General features: G+C 37.0%; 15 protein-coding genes and 3 pseudogenes. 3 read left to right on the top strand and 15 right to left on the bottom strand.

The window, feature by feature from the left end:
• Positions 1-23 precede the first annotated feature (23 nt).
• Together gorA and rlmJ are read right to left on the bottom strand one after the other, a co-directional pair.
• On the bottom strand, positions 24-1,376 hold the full coding sequence (gorA, locus tag AACL31_RS05265; protein WP_339053811.1) for a glutathione-disulfide reductase: 1,353 nt from the start codon (positions 1,374-1,376) through the stop codon (positions 24-26).
• Between the two features lie 91 nt (positions 1,377-1,467).
• Positions 1,468-1,807: pseudogene (gene rlmJ / locus AACL31_RS05260) on the bottom strand (23S rRNA (adenine(2030)-N(6))-methyltransferase RlmJ); the annotation flags it as partial.
• A 289-nt stretch (positions 1,808-2,096) separates the two neighbouring features.
• On the opposite strand from rlmJ, the gene AACL31_RS05255 reads away from it, so the two are divergent.
• Positions 2,097-2,372 carry a DUF1090 family protein gene (locus AACL31_RS05255; RefSeq protein WP_339053988.1) on the top strand — a complete coding sequence of 92 codons (276 nt, stop codon included), beginning with the start codon at positions 2,097-2,099 and terminating at the stop codon, positions 2,370-2,372.
• A gap of 63 nt (positions 2,373-2,435) precedes the next feature.
• A complete protein-coding gene (gene yhjD / locus AACL31_RS05250) occupies positions 2,436-3,392 on the top strand; it encodes an inner membrane protein YhjD (RefSeq protein WP_310512306.1) in 957 nt (318 codons plus the stop codon).
• 200 nt (positions 3,393-3,592) lie between these two features.
• Here the strand turns inward: yhjD and AACL31_RS05245 are convergent, their stop codons facing one another.
• The 6 genes and pseudogenes from AACL31_RS05245 to AACL31_RS05220 all read right to left on the bottom strand — a co-directional run.
• Complete coding sequence (locus AACL31_RS05245) at positions 3,593-5,077, bottom strand: insulinase family protein (RefSeq protein ID WP_339053810.1); 1,485 nt, start codon at positions 5,075-5,077, stop codon at positions 3,593-3,595.
• Positions 5,078-6,323: 1,246 nt separating this feature from the next.
• On the bottom strand, positions 6,324-7,133 hold the full coding sequence (locus tag AACL31_RS05240) for a filamentous hemagglutinin N-terminal domain-containing protein (RefSeq protein ID WP_310512303.1): 810 nt from the start codon (positions 7,131-7,133) through the stop codon (positions 6,324-6,326).
• A gap of 343 nt (positions 7,134-7,476) precedes the next feature.
• Positions 7,477-8,301 carry a hypothetical protein gene (locus AACL31_RS05235; protein WP_310512304.1) on the bottom strand — a complete coding sequence of 275 codons (825 nt, stop codon included), beginning with the start codon at positions 8,299-8,301 and terminating at the stop codon, positions 7,477-7,479.
• Positions 8,302-8,453: 152 nt separating this feature from the next.
• Positions 8,454-8,825 (bottom strand): annotated as a pseudogene (locus AACL31_RS05230) (transposase); the annotation flags it as partial.
• Between the two features lie 235 nt (positions 8,826-9,060).
• Positions 9,061-10,266, bottom strand: a complete 1,206-nt coding sequence (locus AACL31_RS05225; RefSeq protein ID WP_339053809.1) for an IS91 family transposase — start codon at positions 10,264-10,266, stop codon at positions 9,061-9,063.
• Positions 10,267-10,350: 84 nt separating this feature from the next.
• Positions 10,351-10,857, bottom strand: a pseudogene (locus tag AACL31_RS05220) (IS110 family transposase); the annotation flags it as partial.
• A 123-nt stretch (positions 10,858-10,980) separates the two neighbouring features.
• On the opposite strand from AACL31_RS05220, the gene AACL31_RS05215 reads away from it, so the two are divergent.
• Positions 10,981-11,124, top strand: a complete 144-nt coding sequence (locus tag AACL31_RS05215; RefSeq protein ID WP_339053808.1) for a hypothetical protein — start codon at positions 10,981-10,983, stop codon at positions 11,122-11,124.
• Here the strand turns inward: AACL31_RS05215 and AACL31_RS05210 are convergent.
• From AACL31_RS05210 to dppA, 7 genes are all read right to left on the bottom strand, one after another.
• Positions 11,081-11,839, bottom strand: coding sequence for a filamentous hemagglutinin N-terminal domain-containing protein (locus tag AACL31_RS05210; protein WP_310511784.1), 759 nt, complete (start codon positions 11,837-11,839; stop codon positions 11,081-11,083). The two genes, AACL31_RS05215 and AACL31_RS05210, sit on opposite strands and share 44 nt — an antisense overlap.
• A 366-nt stretch (positions 11,840-12,205) precedes the next feature.
• On the bottom strand, positions 12,206-13,621 hold the full coding sequence (locus AACL31_RS05205) for a filamentous hemagglutinin N-terminal domain-containing protein (protein WP_310511783.1): 1,416 nt from the start codon (positions 13,619-13,621) through the stop codon (positions 12,206-12,208).
• A 392-nt stretch (positions 13,622-14,013) separates the two neighbouring features.
• Entirely contained in the window at positions 14,014-15,006 is a 993-nt protein-coding gene (locus tag AACL31_RS05200; RefSeq protein WP_339053807.1) for a peptide ABC transporter ATP-binding protein, read from the bottom strand.
• Entirely contained in the window at positions 15,003-15,983 is a 981-nt protein-coding gene (dppD, locus tag AACL31_RS05195) for a dipeptide ABC transporter ATP-binding protein (protein WP_310511781.1), read from the bottom strand. Before dppD ends, AACL31_RS05200 begins: the two co-directional genes overlap by 4 nt.
• 12 nt (positions 15,984-15,995) lie before the next feature.
• Positions 15,996-16,898, bottom strand: a complete 903-nt coding sequence (dppC, locus tag AACL31_RS05190; RefSeq protein WP_310511780.1) for a dipeptide ABC transporter permease DppC — start codon at positions 16,896-16,898, stop codon at positions 15,996-15,998.
• 11 nt (positions 16,899-16,909) lie between these two features.
• On the bottom strand, positions 16,910-17,929 hold the full coding sequence (gene dppB, locus AACL31_RS05185) for a dipeptide ABC transporter permease DppB (RefSeq protein ID WP_310511779.1): 1,020 nt from the start codon (positions 17,927-17,929) through the stop codon (positions 16,910-16,912).
• Between the two features lie 142 nt (positions 17,930-18,071).
• Positions 18,072-19,682 (bottom strand): dipeptide ABC transporter periplasmic-binding protein DppA, encoded by a 1,611-nt coding sequence (gene dppA, locus AACL31_RS05180; RefSeq protein WP_339053806.1) that lies wholly within the window; start codon positions 19,680-19,682, stop codon positions 18,072-18,074.
• Positions 19,683-20,012 lie beyond the last annotated feature (330 nt).

Below are 20,012 nucleotides of genomic sequence, written 5' to 3'. Positions count from 1 at the left end.
AATAACCACTGACAAGACAGTGATTATTTCATAGTAACAAATTCTTCTGCCGCCGTTGGATGAATAGCCACGGTATTATCAAAATCTTGTTTAGTAGCTCCCATTTTTAATGCAACAGCAAAACCTTGCAAGATTTCATCCATACCAAAACCGATACCGTGAATACCGACAATTTTCTCTTCTTCACCAACACAAACCAACTTCATACGGCAGGGTTGACGATGATCGGTTACCGCTGTGTACATTGAAACAAAAGATGATTGATATACTTTAATCTTATCGCTACCAAATTTTTCTTTTGCTTGTGGCTCAGTCAAACCAACGGTGCCTATTGGCGGATGACTAAATACTACTGTAGGTATATTGCTATAATCCAAATGTTCATCAGGTTTATTATTAAACAGACGTTCTGATAATCGACGGCCAGCCGCTACAGCAACTGGGGTCAATTCGACCGCTCCGGTGTTATCACCGACTGCATACACTCTTTCTATATTAGTATTTTGGAATTTATCAACTTTAATATAACCTTTGCTATCCCGTTCTATACCAGCCAGATCAAGACCTAAATTGTCTGTCATTGGCTCACGACCAATTGCCCATATTAATGTATCAACAGTTTGAGCTTGGCCATTTTCTAACTGTAAAGTTAAACTACCATCAGAGTTTTTAATCACAGCTTTAGGAATAGATTCAGTATGCAATGTTATACCTTCATTTTTCATGATCACTAGCAATGATTTAACCACCATAGGATCAAAATGACGCAAAGGAGCATGTTGGCGAACAAACAAATGGGTCTCACTACCCAAAGCATTCAATACGCCAGCCAATTCAACAGCGATGTAACCAGCACCAACAACTGCGACTCGTTTAGGTAAAGATGTTAATTGAAAAAAACCATCTGAATCTATTCCATATTCCGCGCCGGGAATATTAGGCCAAGCAGGTCTGCCACCGGTGGCAATTAGAATATGATCTGCGGTTAGCCTGCTGCCATTAACCTCAATGGTATGAGCATCAATAAAACGCGCAACGCCATTAATTACCTTAACTTTGTTAGTGCTCAAACCAAGTTCGTAAGACTGATGGATACGATTAATATAGCTTTGTCGGTTAGTGATCAGTTTCTGCCAATCAAATTGATTAATACTCGTATTAAAACCATAATCAGGCCCATAAGCTTGAATCGCTTCTGCAATTTGTGCGGCATACCACATGATCTTTTTGGGTACACAACCAACATTAACACAAGTTCCACCTAATGCTTTTGCTTCAATAAGCGCACATTTCTGACCATAAATAGCAGCACGATTTATTGAAGCAATTCCACCGCTACCACCACCAATAGCAATATAATTATAATGCTCATTCATCGTTAATTTATTCCATTTTATTAATTAAATTACAGTTTAACTAACATTCTTATAGGGCTATTTATTAATAACCCGTTAAAAACCACCAAAGCAGTTTATCCTGCTCGCGTAACAAAAACTTAGCCAATAATGGCGATCCTGGATAATAGTGAAGATCACCTTTGGCATTCAGTTTAGTCATTATTGTTAGGTAAGCAGCTAACTCTGTCGGCAAATCATCTCGTTGCCATAAACGCGCAATTCCCTCAAGATATTCTTCCGTCTTACCAGCATGCTTACCTGTTAGTTGATAGCGACCAGCTCCAGCATGAGTATCAAGATACAGAAAAGGCGTTTCTTTTTCCTTGAGAGACTCAATAATCAAACTTTGTACAATATGCTAATACATCTGCGTGATTACCAGCATGGAAACTGTGACGATAACTTAACATAAATTTATTACCATTTAATGTAAAAAACTGTTTTTGCGGGGGCTAAATATAGCCACTATTATACTTATATTACAGCACATTTTATCATAGTAATATTAAACTCTGATAATGACATAACATATTTATAGCATTATGCTAAATAGACTATTAACAATAAAAGGTGAATAGACGATGAGAAAAATATCATTATCCATATATTGTATTGCATTTATGCTTGGTAGTAACCTGGTATTTGCTAACCAACATATAAATTTGTGTGAAATAAAAAAAACAAACATTACAGACCCAAATCGAATATGCTAAAAAAGATAATAATCAAGATAAAATTGATGGGTTAAAAACGGCTTTAAAAAATTTAGAGAATAATTGTAGCTCTGAGTTTATATATCAAAAAAATAAAAATGAAGTTGAGAAAAAACGCTTAAAAGTTAGAGAACGTGAAGTTGACTTGAAAGAGGCACAAGCAAAAGGAGATAAGAATAAAATTAGTAAGCAGCAACAAAAACTGCAACAAGCCAAAACTGAACTGCATAAAGTAGAGGAAATATTAAAAGCAAGTAAATAAATCATCAGCAAATTAAACGGATTTAAATAAAAATAGGTCATGCTTAAAAGTAATTTTGAGCAAATGATAGCCATGCAGCCTAAGGAGAGCAAAAAGGTGAAAAACACATTGAACAAAAGTGTTGTTAGTGGTAAGAAAGCATTAACCTATTCAAAGAAGTGGGTTGATGTTATCTGTAATATGCCATTTATTGCCCATTTGATCCGCGCGGCAGAACGTTTTAATGACCGTATGGGCAACCAATTTGGTGCCGCTATTACCTATTTTTCTTTTCTCTCTTTGATCCCTGTCCTTATGTTTTCCTTTGCTGCAACTGGCTTTATATTAGCCTCCAATCCCGATTTACTGGAAAAATTGATCCGTGGTATATCAAAAAGCATTAGTGATCCAACATTAGCCCAAACGCTGGAAAGAAGTATCGATACTGCTATTCGCCAACGTACAGCCGTCGGTTTGACCGGTTTAGCGATTGCACTTTATTCTGGTGTTAATTGGGTTAATAACCTTCGTCAAGCTATTTTGGCGCAATCTCGTGATATTTGGGAAAGAAACGAAGATGAGAAAGAATCCATTTTTTTTCGCTATTTTCGTGATTTTCTTTTTCTTATCGGCTTATTAATTGCCTTAGTTATCACCATTACATTAACTTCTATTGCCGGCTCGGCACAAGCAACACTGGTTAGTCTATTGCATCTTGATGCTATTGAATGGTTACGTCCAATTTGGACAATAGTCGGCTTAACCATCTCAATTATGGCAAATTATCTATTGTTCCTGTGGATTTTTTGGATCTTACCTCATCAACAATTTCGCCGTCTTTCGTTACTGAAAGGAACATTAATTGCCGCTATTGGCTTTGAAATACTCAAATCTATTATGACTTGGGTATTGCCTAACCTAGCGAGCTCACCATCAGGTGCAGCATTTGGTTCAGTTATTGGTCTTATGGCTTTTTTTTACTTTTTTGCCCGTTTGACCCTTTTCTGTGCTGCCTGGATAGCCACAGATAAACCAGCATAATAATAAAACTATTACTTGTTAACTTATTAGTAATAGAAAGTTAGCAATGAAATCCAACAATTCTGCTATATAAATATTGCTGAAAAAAATAATCATCAGTAACTATTTGCTGCATAACCCTATTTATTTAAGATGATAGGCTACCTGTTCATGATATCCAAATATCTTTATTACCATTGAGTTATGATTTTTTATCATGATTAATTAAAGCTGGTAACAGGTGAGCTGTCATTTACTTCCTGTTCCGTTGCGGATGCAGCCACTGCCGACCAAAGAGCCTGTTTAAACTTATTTCTAAGCTGTTCAATATCTAATCGCCTTTTATCCACTGGTTGAGATAAAATAAAGGTAGGCTCTTGCGCAACCAACCGTTTAGCATCTTCAGTCATTACAGCTAATGTTAATTCTGCCAGGAAAGCTTGCCTTAAACGTTGAAACTGTTCCGGGGCAATATCTATGACACCATTTTGTTGTGAAATCAGCCGCTGATTAATTAATATGTCAGTACTTACTCTGGCATAAGCCGCAAACAGCTGATCTAATTGCTGCTGTTTTTCTTGTACTATTTGCTCAAATATGGCCTGAGAAATACCTTTATTGCTAATAGCAGATAACTCTGCTAACAAGCTTTCGGTTACACTCTTCATTTTTTCAGGCGCAGCCGATACTAATAATGCACAGCTCGCTCGCTGATATTGAATACGGCAATCCATATTCAATCCAACAAGTTTGCCATATTTTTTGTCAAAAGACTGTTTAATTGAACGAAAAATAGCCTCTCTGGCTAAATCATCAAGCCAATAACGCTTTAACATTTCAGAATCGTTAATCGTTCGCCAACCAAAATCCCAAGTCAACGATAAAGAATCTTTTGCTGGATCCAAGCTGGTTAAATTAATTATTTGTGGTGGAAGAACGGGGAGCGCCGCCACAGTAACCGGCATAGAGCGTTTCCCACTTAGTGCTGAAAAAATCTGATTAATATTTTCGGTCAATGAACGGTTATCAACATGGCCAGCGACATAAAGCGTCATTATGTCAGGTGTATACCATTGTTGAACAAATTTGTTAATTTCTTCTAACTTAACCGGGGTAACTGGCATCGCTCCCGGTTCATGACCAATTAAGGTTGATCCTTTTATTCTCGCTCGCCATAAAGGATCTTTTACATTAGCTGGATGTGTTACTACCATACGCTTTGGTAACGACGTTACCATCATTAATGATTTTTTATCAAATTGGCTACCCGCTGCCGAGCCTGCCAACCATTGCAGTGCCTCTTTCAGTAACTCAGGTCGATTGTTAGGTAAGCTTAGGTTATAAAGAGTTACGTCATAAGAGACAATCGCCGGAGGGATCGGTGCTGTTGGATCAATCGCATTGTGCCATAACTGTTGTAATTGCGAACTGCTTAAGGTTTTGCTGTGAAACAGTGCCATTTTGGGAATCAAATAGGCAAAGCCTCTCTGACTTGCTGTTTCTACCATTGAACCCGTTTTGACAACTAACCGCAATTGGATCCTATCATTCGGCCGCTGTGGAGTTTGCAATAGTTGCCAGGAAAAACCATTATCTAATTTACCCTGCTGCCAGGCAGGATCAGGTTGCAAAGTTTCTGCCGGCAGTTGGCTGGACAAAGCCATTAGTGCGCCACCAATAAAATACCGAATTTTTATGCCCTGCATGCAAACCTCTTGTTGTTAATTGTTGGATTTAACCGTCAAATGCCACATTTATTTTTAACGGAAAGTACCACCTCAGGGCTTAGACAGCCGATCTCTGGTTAAATCTCATAATATTTGGGATGTTTTTAGATCTCTAAGATTACCATGTTAAGCTTAAAGTTCACCACTACGTTTTTTGACAGATTATTTGATATCTATCGAATTTTATTAACTACATTATGGTCAAAAATAGTTGTTTAATACAGGTTACTGATATTATCACTTTAAATAATATAAAACATATTAATAATTAACTACGATTACAATCAATAAAGTTGTTAATTTATAAATAAAATTATTCAAATATAACGAATAACAACATACATCACAGATGATCTATTTAAATCAATGTATTAATACAATTTTGTTATCTATTTTTATGATAAAATTTTCATTTTAATAATTTTATGGAATATTATTCTTATAGAAAATGATTTGTTTGTCGATCAGAAAAAACAATAGCGCCTACTTTGCCGTAGCCGCTATGACTTGGAGAGGTTAACTATTCAAATATATCCTCTGATAATCTATCACTTTGACCAAATTAAGTATTGTTATTTCAGCGAATGCCATTTCATCAAGCAGTGAGAGGTACCATATTAGCGATTTATTCTGCCAATATGTCGTTGAAATAACTTCATCTTTAGCAGAAAAATAACTATATCAACCGTTAAATCTCTTACTGAAATTATCTTACCGTTATCATTATTAACATTAATAGCATCTATATTTATTGCATCTTCAACTAATGTCGATACTAGACTGGTGTCTATAATTTCTATAGTTCCACTATTTTCCACATTACCAAATGATTTTAATTTCAGATGCCTACTACCTAGAATTAAGCCTCTATCAAAAACGAGAGCTTCATTTTCTATGTTTATTATTTTTTAGATAAAATATAATTTACTATCATTAATTTTATTATTACCTGTTGTATAATCTATATTAATTATAAAAGTTAATAATATAATCGCTAATATTTGTAATATTATCATAATTAACCAATAATGATTCAAAAACAAAATTACATCTACTTTATTAATATTAAAATATGTACTGTTAAACCTAAGACTTTTAGCTTTTATTGCAAAATACAATAATTTTTCTGGTTTATCGTTACCATTATCACCATTAGCTAATTGCACATTTTGTCATTAATAAAGTTACTTTTTATATCGACATCAAAATTACTCGTCCCAACTTATTATCTATTATTTATTGAACTATCATCAGTTAACTTAATATTTATATATTTAGCTTGAATTAGTGCATCTGCTCCAATAGATAAACCGGTAGCAGGAGTTTTGGTTGATGGCATACTCTTTCCAATAACAGATAATTGATTATCATGAGAAACTCTTAAAATATTATCACCGATCGTGGCATAAATCCTGCTTGCAGACAGAGAACTATTATCTAATATTTTAATATTACGAGAAATAAGATCTAAGCGTCCTTTTCCGCTACGATGAACACGACTATTACCTTTAAATACAATATCACCATTTTCAGTCGCTAAAAGTATTTCTCCTGACTCTACTTCATTAAAACCCACATCTCTAAACCTGTTTAGAGAATTTTCTTCAATATAAAAAACTTTTCCTATTACTAACCGCTGGGTTGGTGAACCAGCAAACCAACAACCATTACATTTAATACCATTAGGATTAGCAATAATTAGCTCGGCTGCTTTACCATTAACGGTTAACTTGCCTCTGAGTAAACTTTTTTCTGCCGAAGTCACTTCATTAACAATAATTTTTGCCGCTAAATCGTTTGTATTTTCAAGAACAGCACCTTTTTTACTGACATTAAATTTTTGATAATAATTATGAGAAATACCATTTTCATTTGTTTTCTCAATATGAATATGTTCAATACCATCTTTCATTTCAACCGTTAAATCAGTTTTTAGCTTATCATCAACAATTATATTTTCATTGGCAGTAACATGGAAAGAGTAAAAGATACTAGCAATACTTAAAGCGATAAAACTCAATTTATTTTTTCTCATAAAGCACCTCCATGTAATTAATAAATTATAAATTAATGCTTTGACTAAAGCGTTTTCATCTTAAATAAAAATTATATTATGCGTCAAGTTAAATAAAAAAAATAAAACATAATTATTTATAATAATAAAGTTTTTAATTATTTTATTATATTACAAAAATAAATTTCAACAATAAAAACTATCCATCAAACTTTCACTTTGGATATTAAGAAAAATTTTAATTAGCTTAACAGTTAAGTTTATCATTCATCCCGTTAATTGCTAAATAAAAAATAGCGCCTATCTTTGGTTGGCGCTATTACTAATAAATTATTTATTGCTAAAAAACTAATTTATTTTTTATTTACATCTTCCACTTAAAGTCAAATTTATTACTATTAACAAATTTCAACTGCTCATCAGTAGTAATATCAATTAACTCTGCTGTACTAATCACAGGCGTAATGTTTTTATTTTTATTAATAATTTTAATATTACCATCTTTAGCTTTTAGTTGCTGAGCATCAATTATTAAACCATTACTGGCAACTATGTTACTTCCATATGTATCAAGTATTCCATTAACTTTTATCTTTACTGCCCCATTTTTATTAATAATGTGTTGTCCTATGTTAGTTGTTCTTTTACCCTCTACCTTAATAGTGCCACGATTTTTTAAAGAATCAGTGTTAATTTCTAAGCGACCATCCCCTATCAAGTCAGCATTATTGGTAATCTCTTTACTATCGAATACTAACTTGGAATTGTTGAGTGAAAATTTGCCATAATTTGAATCTGATGGTTTATTACCATCAAAATGACGATATTGATAAGAGTCCTTTTTATTATCAAATTGGTTACTTTTTACATAAACAATGGCATTTTTGCTACTTATATGACTATTGGTATTTTCAAACGAATCAACATTAATATTTGTACCAGTATTATTCATTTCAAAAGTTGCATGATCAAATTTTAAAACTTTTGCTTTAATAAGCGATTTATTTACAGATTTATTATATTGTTGATCACCAACATCCAATACAGCGCCTTTCCTATTAATGAACTCGTTTTCCACATCTGCATAAAACTTTTTAGCACTCAACTGCCCTTCATTAATAACGCGACTATCACCCGTTTGTGTAATGCTTAAACCACTAAATTTCACAGTTGCATGTTGATTAATCAACAAACCTGCATCGGGACTATTTTCCTGCTTGCCAAAGTGGCCCGTCGCCGAGTGATAATAATCAGAATAATTGGCTACTCGATATTTATCCGCTTTACCGTCCTTTCCTTTACGGATAAGTGAGTAATTAGCAACTGTCTTGAACGTTAAAATTATGGAGAAACGTGATGGTACGACTCATTCCATTCTTCGTTCTTTCTGAGCATCGCGTTCAGGATAGTCAGCAGCTTGCGCATACAGGCGACCAGCGCCACTTTTTTGGCTTTTCCCGCTGCAAGCAGACGCATGTAAAAGGCTTTTATCACCGGATTAAAGCGAGTTGCTACAAGCGCGGCCATATAAAGTGCTGTTCGGACTCCGTCCCTTCCGCCAAATATGGTTCGCCGACCACGCATGGTACCCGAGTCCCGGTTTATGGGGGCAACGCCTACAAGCGCGCTAATAGCTCGCCTCGAGAGGCTGCCCAGTTCGGGAAGCTCCGCCAACAACGCAGCAACTGTCATGGTACCAACCCCTTTAATGCTGCTCAGCCTAGCGGCCAGATCCTTAAAGTGGTTCCTTATGTGGTTGTTCATATCCTCATCGATTCTGGCAAGTTCATCTTCATGGTTAGGAAATTGAATGTTAATTATTTCTTTTTTTCTGACCTTAATTGCTGATACGGATGACCGATCTCTAGTTTCACCATCAAGTAGTCGCCTGGCTTTTCGTCAACCAGAGGTTTTTTTATACAATAAATTGAATTTAGTTAGATCTTCCCTACGCGGTTTTCCGTAACCATCGCGCCTTTTTGACTATCTTACGGCGCATTTCCAGTAATACTTCTGCTCTGATACCCACCTGTACGCTGTTAAAAATCATCCGGCTCCCACATAATATGCATTGATACGGATCCACATTCGTAAAGTGTTTCATCAGCGACGCAAAGCCCGGTTTATGCGGTTTTTTCTTCACCTGCATACCCAGTGCCGCATAGACTTTCGGCAGCAAAATACCCCGTTTCCGGTTGGCCAGAAAGCCGTAATACCGCACCATCTTAAAATGCTGTGACGGGATATGGCTGATGTAGCGCAACAACATTGCTTCCTGGCTCAGATATTGGGTGCGGTGCTTTCCCGTCCGGTGATCATAGTAATGATGGACAACAGTGCCGCCGTTATAATGACGCAGTTTTGAGGCTGCAACCGGCGGGCGTTTCAGGTAACGGCCAAGATAATTGACATTTTGTCGGGTATGTTTGGTTTTTTTCGCAAAGTGAATTTTCCAGCGCCGCTGGTACTGTGATTCCAGAAACTGACACCATTCCCGGTAGTCGCGGATATGCACATAGCCGGCAGCAGGTAAATTCAGCCCGCCGTAATTCTCTCGAAGTAACGCGATGACAGCCCGGCGCCAGTACCGCTCTACTACTTTCTTTTTGAAGAAAACCGGTCGCCAGACGTCGTGTTTGCGGCATAATCCGCCGCGGGTCACCGATAAATGGATATGCGGGTGTTGGTTAAGCTGACGCCCGTAAGTATGTAGGGCGACAAACAACCCGATTTCGATATTGAGTTTTTCTGCCCATTTCAGCAGGGTTCGAGCGGCACAGGCAAACAACTGATTCAGTAATGGCCAGTTGTGATTAAATGCCGGCCAGAGTTTATCAGGCATAGTGAAAGTGATGTGCTGCCATTCGCAGTCTGGCAAAATGTGTTGCTGCTCGGCTATCCACTGTTCGGTGGCTTTCATCCCGCAGGCGCTGCAGCCTTTGCTTTTGCAGCTCTGACAGAAATATTTGGTGTGCGGGCAGTCAGGGGAGTCGCAGCAATAACGACGGATACCCATAGCACCGGTGCCACAGGCGAGCATCCGTTCGACGACCAGTTTAGTCCATTCAGGAACGGAAGAGCCGTATTTCATGAGTAACCGGTTCCAGCCGTCATCTATCTGGAAGAGAAGTTTTGCGGGTCGGGGAATATACATACACCGGATTATAACGGGAGGCGGTTACTAAGGACAGCCATTTACTTACAGCGTCTTAGCTCCCGACGCAGGCGGGCTACTGTCCATGATGATGTTGATGCTTTTTCTATTCTGTGGATGTGCGGTATACAGCCTATTACGTTCTGCCACCAACATTGTAATCAACTGGCGTCTGCGTACGACCATCGCAGCAAGAACCTGACGTTCTGCATTTGGCAGAGTCCGGATAAAGCGCTCTCGCTCCGGATGTCGATTAATAACCTCTGCCATTTGTGCAAGCACTTTGGCATCAATACGGTCAGTTTTTGCCAGATAGCCCATAGCGCGGGCAAAGTCTCGGGATTGTCTGGGATTGATCACAGTGACGTCAAAGCCTTCAGCCTGGAGCGAGCAGGCCACAGTAGCTTCAAGCCCGCCAGTTGCCTCCATCAGAACCAACACCACCGAATGCTTTCTCAATTCGGCGATAATGGCATCAAAACCGTCAGAGTCATTACTGACCGTAAACTGTGCAATATCACAGCTGGCTGCTATGTCCAGCGTTGCTTTAGAAACATCAATACCCACACAAAGTGGATTTGGCTGACTCATGATTACCCATCCTTGCAAATGCGTTATGGAGTACGGACAACTGTTCGGGTTTCAGATGAGTGGCTCAGTGTATGCGCCGGTCGCTAATTAACGGGCTTAAAACCCTAGGAGGAATCGGGCTGCATGCACCTTGCCAAATCTAATCGTAACTATTTTAAACCGTTTTCAAGATACAAGGAGGAATCGGGCTGCATGCACCTTGCCAAATCTAATCGTAACTATTTTAAACCGTTTTCAAGATACAAGCTGGAATCTGTTGATTCGTAGAAAAATTATATTTTACATCATAGAAATCACGGGTTTTATGTTTATGGGAAAATTTAATTTCATTATTACCAATAATGGTTTTAAGAAACTTACCATTTAGATTACCATCAGACATCGCTATTTCATTAGAAATAAGTGTTAATAACCCTTCATCATGAACTGACTTAATATTATTTTTAAATATAATCTTTCCTTCAGCTGAGACATTAATTTTCAAATCGCCATCTTTATAGTGGATCTTACCGCCTTGTGGTAAGGTTGATGATTCCTCGTTATTGATTAATTTAACTTTGCCTGTTACTAATAACTGTTGCTTAGTACCGGAAAATGAACAACCATTACACTCAATACCATTTGGATTAGCAATCATCAAATATGCATCATCGCCTTTAACCCGCAATTCACCTTTAAGTGAACTCTTTTCATTAGATGTGACTTCATTGATAATAAATTTTGCAGCTGAGTTCGCCAGATAAGTTGGGTTATTAATAATAGCCCCTTTTTCACTAACATTAAACTTTTGATAATAATTATGGGAAATACCATTCTCATTCGCTTTTTCAATATTAATATGTTCAATACCATTTTTAATTTCTAGAGTAATATCTTTTTTCTTATTATTATCAATAATAATATTTTCACTGGCATTAATATGAAAAGAAGAAAGGATAGTGGCAATACTCAAGGCGATAAAACTCAGTCTGTGTTTTTTCATAAAATAATTTCCCTGTAATTAATAAATTAACGCTTAAACTAAAGCGTTTTCATCTTAAATAAACATTAGGTAATGTGTCAAATAAAATAAAAAAAACAAAATATAATTATTATTATAGATATAAATTTTAACAATAAAAACGCCACCATGTTTTTTACTTTATACTTTGAGCAAAATTTCAATTAGCTTAATAATGAAATTTATCATTCTTCTCGTTGTTTGCTGTATAAAAATAGCACCTGCTTTCTAGCAGGTGCTATAATTGATAAATTATCTATTGATAAAAAACTAGTTTATTTTTCTATTGGCATTGTTAAATTTTATTACTATTAGCAAATTTCAAATTTTAATCAAGATTAATATTAATTAATCAGCTATACGAACAATAGGCTTAATATTTTTATTTCTATTAATAATTTTAATATCACCTTTTTTAGCTTTTAGTTTCTGTGTATTAATTATCAAACTATTACTAGCCGCTATTTTACTTCCATATGTATCAAGTAGTCCATTAACAGTAATTTTTACTTCTCCATTTTTATTAATAGTATATTGGCCTATTTTAGTTGTTTTTTTACCCATTATTTTAATATTATTTCTACCAATAAAAGAATTAGCTTTAATTTCCAAACTACCATTACCTCTAATCGCAGCTTTATTGATAATCTCCTTACTATTTATAATGAACTTAGTATTATCAAGTAAAATAGCACCATCTGAAAGATTTTCTTCAATATGATGTTGATCATTCTTCTTATAGTCGTTTTCATTGAAAAACTTATCACTATTCATTGTAACAATCGAATTTTGAAAACCTATCTGACCATTAAGACTGTTAAACTCATCAATGTCAAATTTGATCTTAGTGTTATTTATATCAAGATATGCGTGATCAAGTTTTAATTTTGCTGCCTTGAAATTCGAATTGTTTAACTTATCATTATTTTTGCCAACAATGTTTAATTCAGAGCCTCGGTGATTGATAAAATCTTCCTGCACATCTATATCCACACTATTGGCATTTAATTCTCCGTAGTTATTAACTTTACCAGCAATATTCACCTTTAATTGATCAAAGTTCATTGCTACTCTGTGATCAATAGATAAATCGTTACTCTTTATAGTTACCTTATTAGCTATAATCTCTTCATTATGATTCATAATCAATTTATAATGTTGGTTATGTTGTAAATCACCATCGATTATAGCTACTCTATCGGCATCAACCATTAGTGAACCATTAGCATTAATTGGTTGAGAAATATTTTTAAAGACAATCTGATTAGCAGAAGAAGGTAATTCGTTCATCATAAAAGTATTACCATTTGCTGCTCCATGTCCCTGTACATCCATTAAGTTATCCGATAGAGTTCTTGATCGCAGAGTGAATTCTGATACACCAGAAGTTGAACAACCATCACACTCAATACCATATGGATTAATAACCATCACATTTGCTTCTTGACCATTAATCCTTAAATTGCCTTTGAGAAAACTTTTTTCCGCCGAAGTCACTTCATTAATAATGATATTTGCCGCTACAGCGGTATTATCAAGAACAGCTCCTTTTTCACCAACATTAAACTTTTGATAATAGTTATGTGAAATACCTTGCTTATTAGTCTTTGTAATATTAATATGTTCAATTCCATCTTTAATTTTAATAGCAAGATCTTTACTCTTATTACTATCAACAATAATATTTTCACTGGCATTAATATGAAAAGAAAAAAGGATGCTGGTAACACTTAAAGCAATAAAGCTCAGTTTATTTTTTGTCATAAAATAGTTCCCTGTAATTAATAAATTAACGCTTATACTAAAGCTTTTTCAGCTTAAAAAAATATTATGTAATTTGTCAAATAAAATAAAAAACACAAATATAATCATTAAGATAGTTATCATAATAAATATTTATTAAATATTATTATTTACGATTATTATTAAATTGGCATTATAAAATATCATTCTATTTATAAAATAATATATTTCTTATTTATTTTTTACTGTAGATATTTAGTAGTCTATTTAATTAATTTTGAGCTATATATTGCCTGTGATCTGATAATATTGATATACAAGCTAACAGCTAAATAATAAAAAAGTGATAATAATACTAATAAATATTATTATCACTTCAATTAACAAAGAGATTGATTAGTTACGAGTGATCACTAAATATTCGTTAAGTCGATGGCAAAACAAGCAACCTGGTGGTCATGATAACTAGTTAACTCTGGTCGTGAGTGGCGACATTGGGCAAAAGCATGTTGGCACCTGGCAGCAAAGGCACAACCTGGTGGTGGATCGATTGGGCTTGGCAATTCACCGGTTAATTTGATCCGTTCACGACGTAAATCAGCATTGAGCCGAGGTGTAGCAGATAATAGTGCTTGAGTATAAGGATGGCGTGGATAGCCAAAAATTTGTTTTTTCGTGCCTTTTTCAACGCACCGGCCTAAATACATCACCATCACCTCATCAGCAATATGCTCAACCACCGATAGATCATGAGAAATAAAAACATACGACAAACCAAAATCCAGCTGTAGATCCATCATTAAATTTAATACCTGTGCCCGAACAGAAACATCCAGTGCCGATACGGGTTCATCGGCAATCACAATATCCGGTTCAAGCATTAAGCCACGGGTAATAGCAATACGTTGCCTTTGTCCGCCAGAAAACATATGGGGATAACGGTGTAAATGTTCTGCCTTCAACCCCACTTTGGCCATCATATGCAAGACCTTTTCTCTACGCTCGATAGCAGAAAATGGGGTATTAATTAATAAAGGCTCTTCGAGGATCTGAGCGATTTTTTTACGTGGATTCAGCGATGCATAAGGATTTTGAAATACCATTTGGATCTTTTGCCGCCGCAACTTGTGCGCCATTTTATCTTTAACTAATAGATCCTGTCCTTGATAGTAAAGCTCACCAGCAGTCGGCGTTTCAATCATGGTTAATAGCCGCCCTAATGTCGATTTTCCGCAACCTGATTCGCCGACTATCGCCAATGTTTTACCTTTTTGCAGCTCAAATGAAACGCCATCCAAGGCTTTTACTGTTCTATCCGCTGAAAACAAACCACCTTTTACTGGATAATATTTTTTCAGCTCCGCTACCTTTAGTAAGGGTGTTACCAATTGGTTGGGGTTATTCATATTGTTGGTCTTCCGTTATCATCCAGTGGAATATGACATTTTACTTGCCTATCAGCGATAAGCTGCAATAGCGGCTCCTCAGTTCGGCATTTGTCACCGACATAAGGGCAACGAGGATTAAGTAAACAACCAACCGGACGATCATATTTTCCCGGAACAACACCTGGTAACGAAGCTAAGCGCTGTTTATTGAGCGCAAATTCGGGCAATGCCTTCAATAGTGATTGTGTGTAGGGGTGACGTGGAGCAGCAAAAATATCATTGGCTTTACCTGATTCCACCACCTGCCCGGCATACATGACAATAATATGATCAGCGGCTTCAGCTACTAACGCTAAATCATGGCTGATCAATACTAAAGCCATATTTTCTTGTTGCTGCAAGCTTAAGAGCAGCTCCATGATTTGTGCCTGAATAGTAACGTCGAGTGCTGTCGTTGGCTCATCAGCAATCAATAATTTAGGGCGGCAAGCCAGTGCCATCGCGATCATAACACGCTGGCTCATACCTCCTGATAACTGATGCGGGTAGATGCCAAAGCGTGATTTTGGTTCAGGAATGCCGACCATAGTTAACAAATCGATAGCGCGTTGATAACGACTACGACGATTACCGCCATGGTGAATTTTTAACGTTTCCATAATTTGATAACCAACAGTAAAGCAAGGGTTAAGGCTGGTCATCGGATCCTGGAAAATCATTGCTACTTCAGCTCCAATTAACTGACAGAGCTCTTTTTCTGTCATTTTTAATAGATCACATCCATTGAAAATCAATGTATCGGCGATCACATGACCTGGCTTATCAACCAGCCCCATAATAGCCAGTGAACTGACTGACTTACCTGAACCTGATTCACCGACGATACCAACCACCTCGCCGGCTTTTACCTGATAACTAATCTGATCAACGGCACGAAAAGGGGCCGTTTGATCACTAAAATGAACAGAAAGATTTTTTATCTTTAATAATGCCATTAGATCACCTCATTATTGCTTGAGTTTAGGATCGAAGGCATCGCGCAAACCGTCGCCCATCAGATTAAATGCTAATACTGTTAACAAAATAGCTAAACCAGGAAATGTTACCACCCACCACGCACTTTGCGTGAACTGCAAAACATCCGATAACATAGTACCCCATTCCGGGGTAGGAGGCTGAGCTCCCATACCTAAAAACCCTAGCGCAGCCATATCTAAAATAGCATTGGAAAAATCCAAAGAAGCCTGCACAATTAAAGGTGCAAAACAATTAGGTAGAATATTAATAAACATTTGACGTAATGCGCTGGCACCAACCACTTGAGAAGCCGTTACATATTCGCGATTGATTTCTAATAATACTGCCGCACGTGTCAATCGCACATAGTGTGGTAAAGCAACAAAAGCCAGTGCCAATGAAGCATTAACAATTGAAGGGCCAAAAACCGCCACTAATACTAAGGCCAGTAATAAACTGGGTAAAGCCAACATAATATCGACAACCCGCATGATAGCTATATCAACCAAACCACCAATATAACCGGCAAATAAGCCAAGCGAGACACCCATAATCAGGGAAAGAATGACGACTAAACCACCGACAAGTAGCGATAAGCGTGCACCATGCATTAGCCTTGATAACAGATCTCGCCCTACGTCATCAGTCCCGAAAATAAATTGCCAATTGCCACCTTCTTGCCAAACCGGTGGCATCAATAGAAATTGACGAAATTGTTCATTAGGTGAATGAGGGGCTAGTAGATCAGCGAATAAAGCAATAACAACCATAAGGATAATATACCCCATGCCAATAACCGCCCCTTTATTGCGACTAAAGTAATGCCAAAATTCTTGCAACGGTGTTAATGGCTCCGGCATCTTGTCTATTTGTTGTTCAATTAGTTGAGACATATTTGCCTTCCTTATTTTTTATGCCGAATGCGTGGATCAACGATGCCATATAACAGATCAATCAGCAGATTAACCAATATAATCAAAGTTGCGATCAGCAAAACCCCACCTTGAACCATCGGATAATCACGACGTTGCAACCCTTCGATCAACCAACGCCCTAAACCGGGCCAAGAAAAAATAGTTTCCGTCAAGATAGCCCCGGCTAATAACGTACCAACCTGCAAACCAATTACTGTCACAACCGGCAACAAAGCATTACGCAACGCGTGGATCAAAATCACTCGTCTTCGGCTTAACCCTTTTGCCCGCGCGGTTCGAATATAATCTTCACCCAGCACTTCCAGCATTGAAGAGCGTGTCATACGCACGATCACAGCTAAGGGTATCGTGCCTAAAACAATAGCGGGTAAAATTAAATGCTTAACCGCATCAATAAAATCGCCAGTTTCCCCCCATAGCAAAGTATCAATTAACATAAATCCGGTTAGTGGATAGCCATCATCCAGAAAAACGCTGTCACTGACGCGGCCTGAAACAGGCGTTAGATCCCAATGTACAGAAACCAGCATAATGAGCATGATCCCCCACCAAAAAATAGGCATCGAATAGCCGGTTAATGACACCCCAATGGCGGTATGATCGAAAACAGAACCACGCTTGACAGCCGCTAATACGCCGACAGGTATCCCCATCGTAATCGCAAATATCAGGGCACAAATACCCAACTCTATAGTTGCCATAAAACGTGGCCAAAATTCTTGCCATACAGGCAACCGACTTTTTAAAGAGACGCCCAGATCGCCTCGTAATACATCATGAATATAATTTAAATATTGTTGCCACAACGGTTGATCCAACCCTAATTGTGCGATCATCTGTGCATGACGCTCAGGACTTAAACCGCGTTCACCTGCCATAATCGTGACGGGATCACCTGGGATCATATGGATAAATGCAAAAGTCAGTATGGTAATACCGATAAACGTAGGGATGACAATACCCAAACGCCGAAATATAAATTGCCACATTCGATGATTTCTCTGTTAAATGCTGACGAATATACTTAAGTTGTTTGATTTCATTCGATCGACAAGTTAGCAAAGCCAATGATTACTCTATCAGTAAACCCGATAGAGTAATTAATTAACAATCAACTTAGTAAGATAGAATTTATTCTTTAATATCAACAACTTCAAAGTGATGTTTGCCTAGTGGATCAACCACAAAACCCGTCACTTCTTTACGAATAGGCTTATATACTGTTGAGTGAGCGATAATCAAAGCAGGTACTTGCTCATGCATAACAACCTGAGCCTGCCGATACAATTCAATACGTTTATTATGATCAAATGTCACGCGTGCTGGCTGAATGAGAGCCTCAAAATCTTTATTACACCATTTGGAGTAATTGATACTTTGTGCTTTAGCTGCACAACTAAATAAGGTAGCGAAAAAGTTATCGGGATCACCATTATCTCCCGTCCAACCGATCATCACTGTTTGAGGCTCGCCATTCTTGGCACGTTTAAGGTATTCGCCCCATTCATAGCTAACGATGTTGGCTTTAATACCCACTTTTTGCCAATCAGCTTGGATCATCTCCGCCATGCGCCGGGCATTAGGGTTATAGGGTCGCTGTACTGGCATTGCCCAAATATCGATAGTAGAACCTTCGGCAATACCTGCCTCTTTCAATAGTGCTTTTGCTTTCTGTGGATCATAAGGGTGATCTTTAATCGCCTGGTTATATCCCCACATGGTTGATGGGATAAGCGTTTTCGCTTTCTGGCCTGCGCCTTGGTAAACCGCCGCAATAATGGCATCTTTATTAACCGCCATGGTCAGTGCCTGACGGACTTTTACATTATCTAATGGCTTTTTCTCAGTATTAAAGGCCAGATAGCCAACATTGAGACCCGGTTGTTCCATCAATACGATTTGTTTATTTTGCCTCATGCGTTCAAGATCAGCTGGATTTGGGAATGCCATAACCTGGCATTCATTTTTCTGTAACTTAGCATAGCGTACTGCTGCATCTGGGGTAATTGAGAACACTAAACGATCAATTTTAGGCTTAGCTCTCCAATAATCACGATTGGCCTTATAAAGGATGCGCGAATCTTTCTGATATTGAATTAACTGAAATGGGCCGGCACCAATCGGATCAAGATCAAGCTGCTCCGGCTTACCTTTTTTCATCATCTGTTCGGCATATTCTGCCGATAAAATAGAAGCAAAATCCATTGCCATATCGGCTAAAAAGGGTGCTTCAGGGCGGGTAAGAACAAAATGTACAGTATGATCATCAATTTTTTCTATCTTATCGATGATTTTATCCAAATCCATACCAATAAAATATTCATAGCTGCCGTCTGAAACTTTGTGATAGGGATGAGATGCATCTTTTTGCCGCATAAAAGTATAAATGACATCATCAGCATTGAATTCACGGCTTGGTTTAAAGTTTTTGCTAGTGTGCCATTTAACCCCTTTGCGCAAATAGAAAGTATAAACTTTTCCATCATCACTCACTTGCCACCGTTCAGCTAATGCCGGTTTTATCTCTGTGGTACCCAATTGAAACTCTACCAGTCGATTATAAAGTGGAATAGAACTAGCATCATAAGTTGTTCCTGACGCAAATAATTGTGGATTAAATCCTTCTGGTGAGCCTTCTGAACAATAAACCAAGGTTTTTGCTTGCAAATTAGTATAAATAACTAGAGTAATCAAACAGATACTAATAGATGAAATCCCTGCATTTTTTATAAAAAACTTCATATTATGCTTTCCCTGTTGTCACTTTATTATATTTTTTAAGCAATTTACTAAATAATGCTACTGATATTGTAATTTAGTTATATTTTTATCACGGACGTTAAACAATAAATCAATTGTTACCGCTCACGTCAATACTTTTATTGCTGTTTTTTTAGACAAAAAAGAAACGAATATAAAACCTATAATTCAGAAAAATAGGATAAAAAATAGTAAATTTACAATTTATTAGTGGTAAATTCCAAATAAAATAACTTAAACAGACATTAACAACTATTTTCATCCGAACGCTTAATTGATTAATAATTAACCGATTATTGACTAATTATTAAA

Source organism: Arsenophonus endosymbiont of Crataerina pallida (genome assembly GCF_964020125.1).
Taxonomy (GTDB): domain Bacteria; phylum Pseudomonadota; class Gammaproteobacteria; order Enterobacterales; family Enterobacteriaceae; genus Arsenophonus; species Arsenophonus nilaparvatae.
The sequence above is the reverse complement of the archived record's forward strand: the minus strand, read 5'-3'. Positions and strand labels throughout refer to the sequence as shown.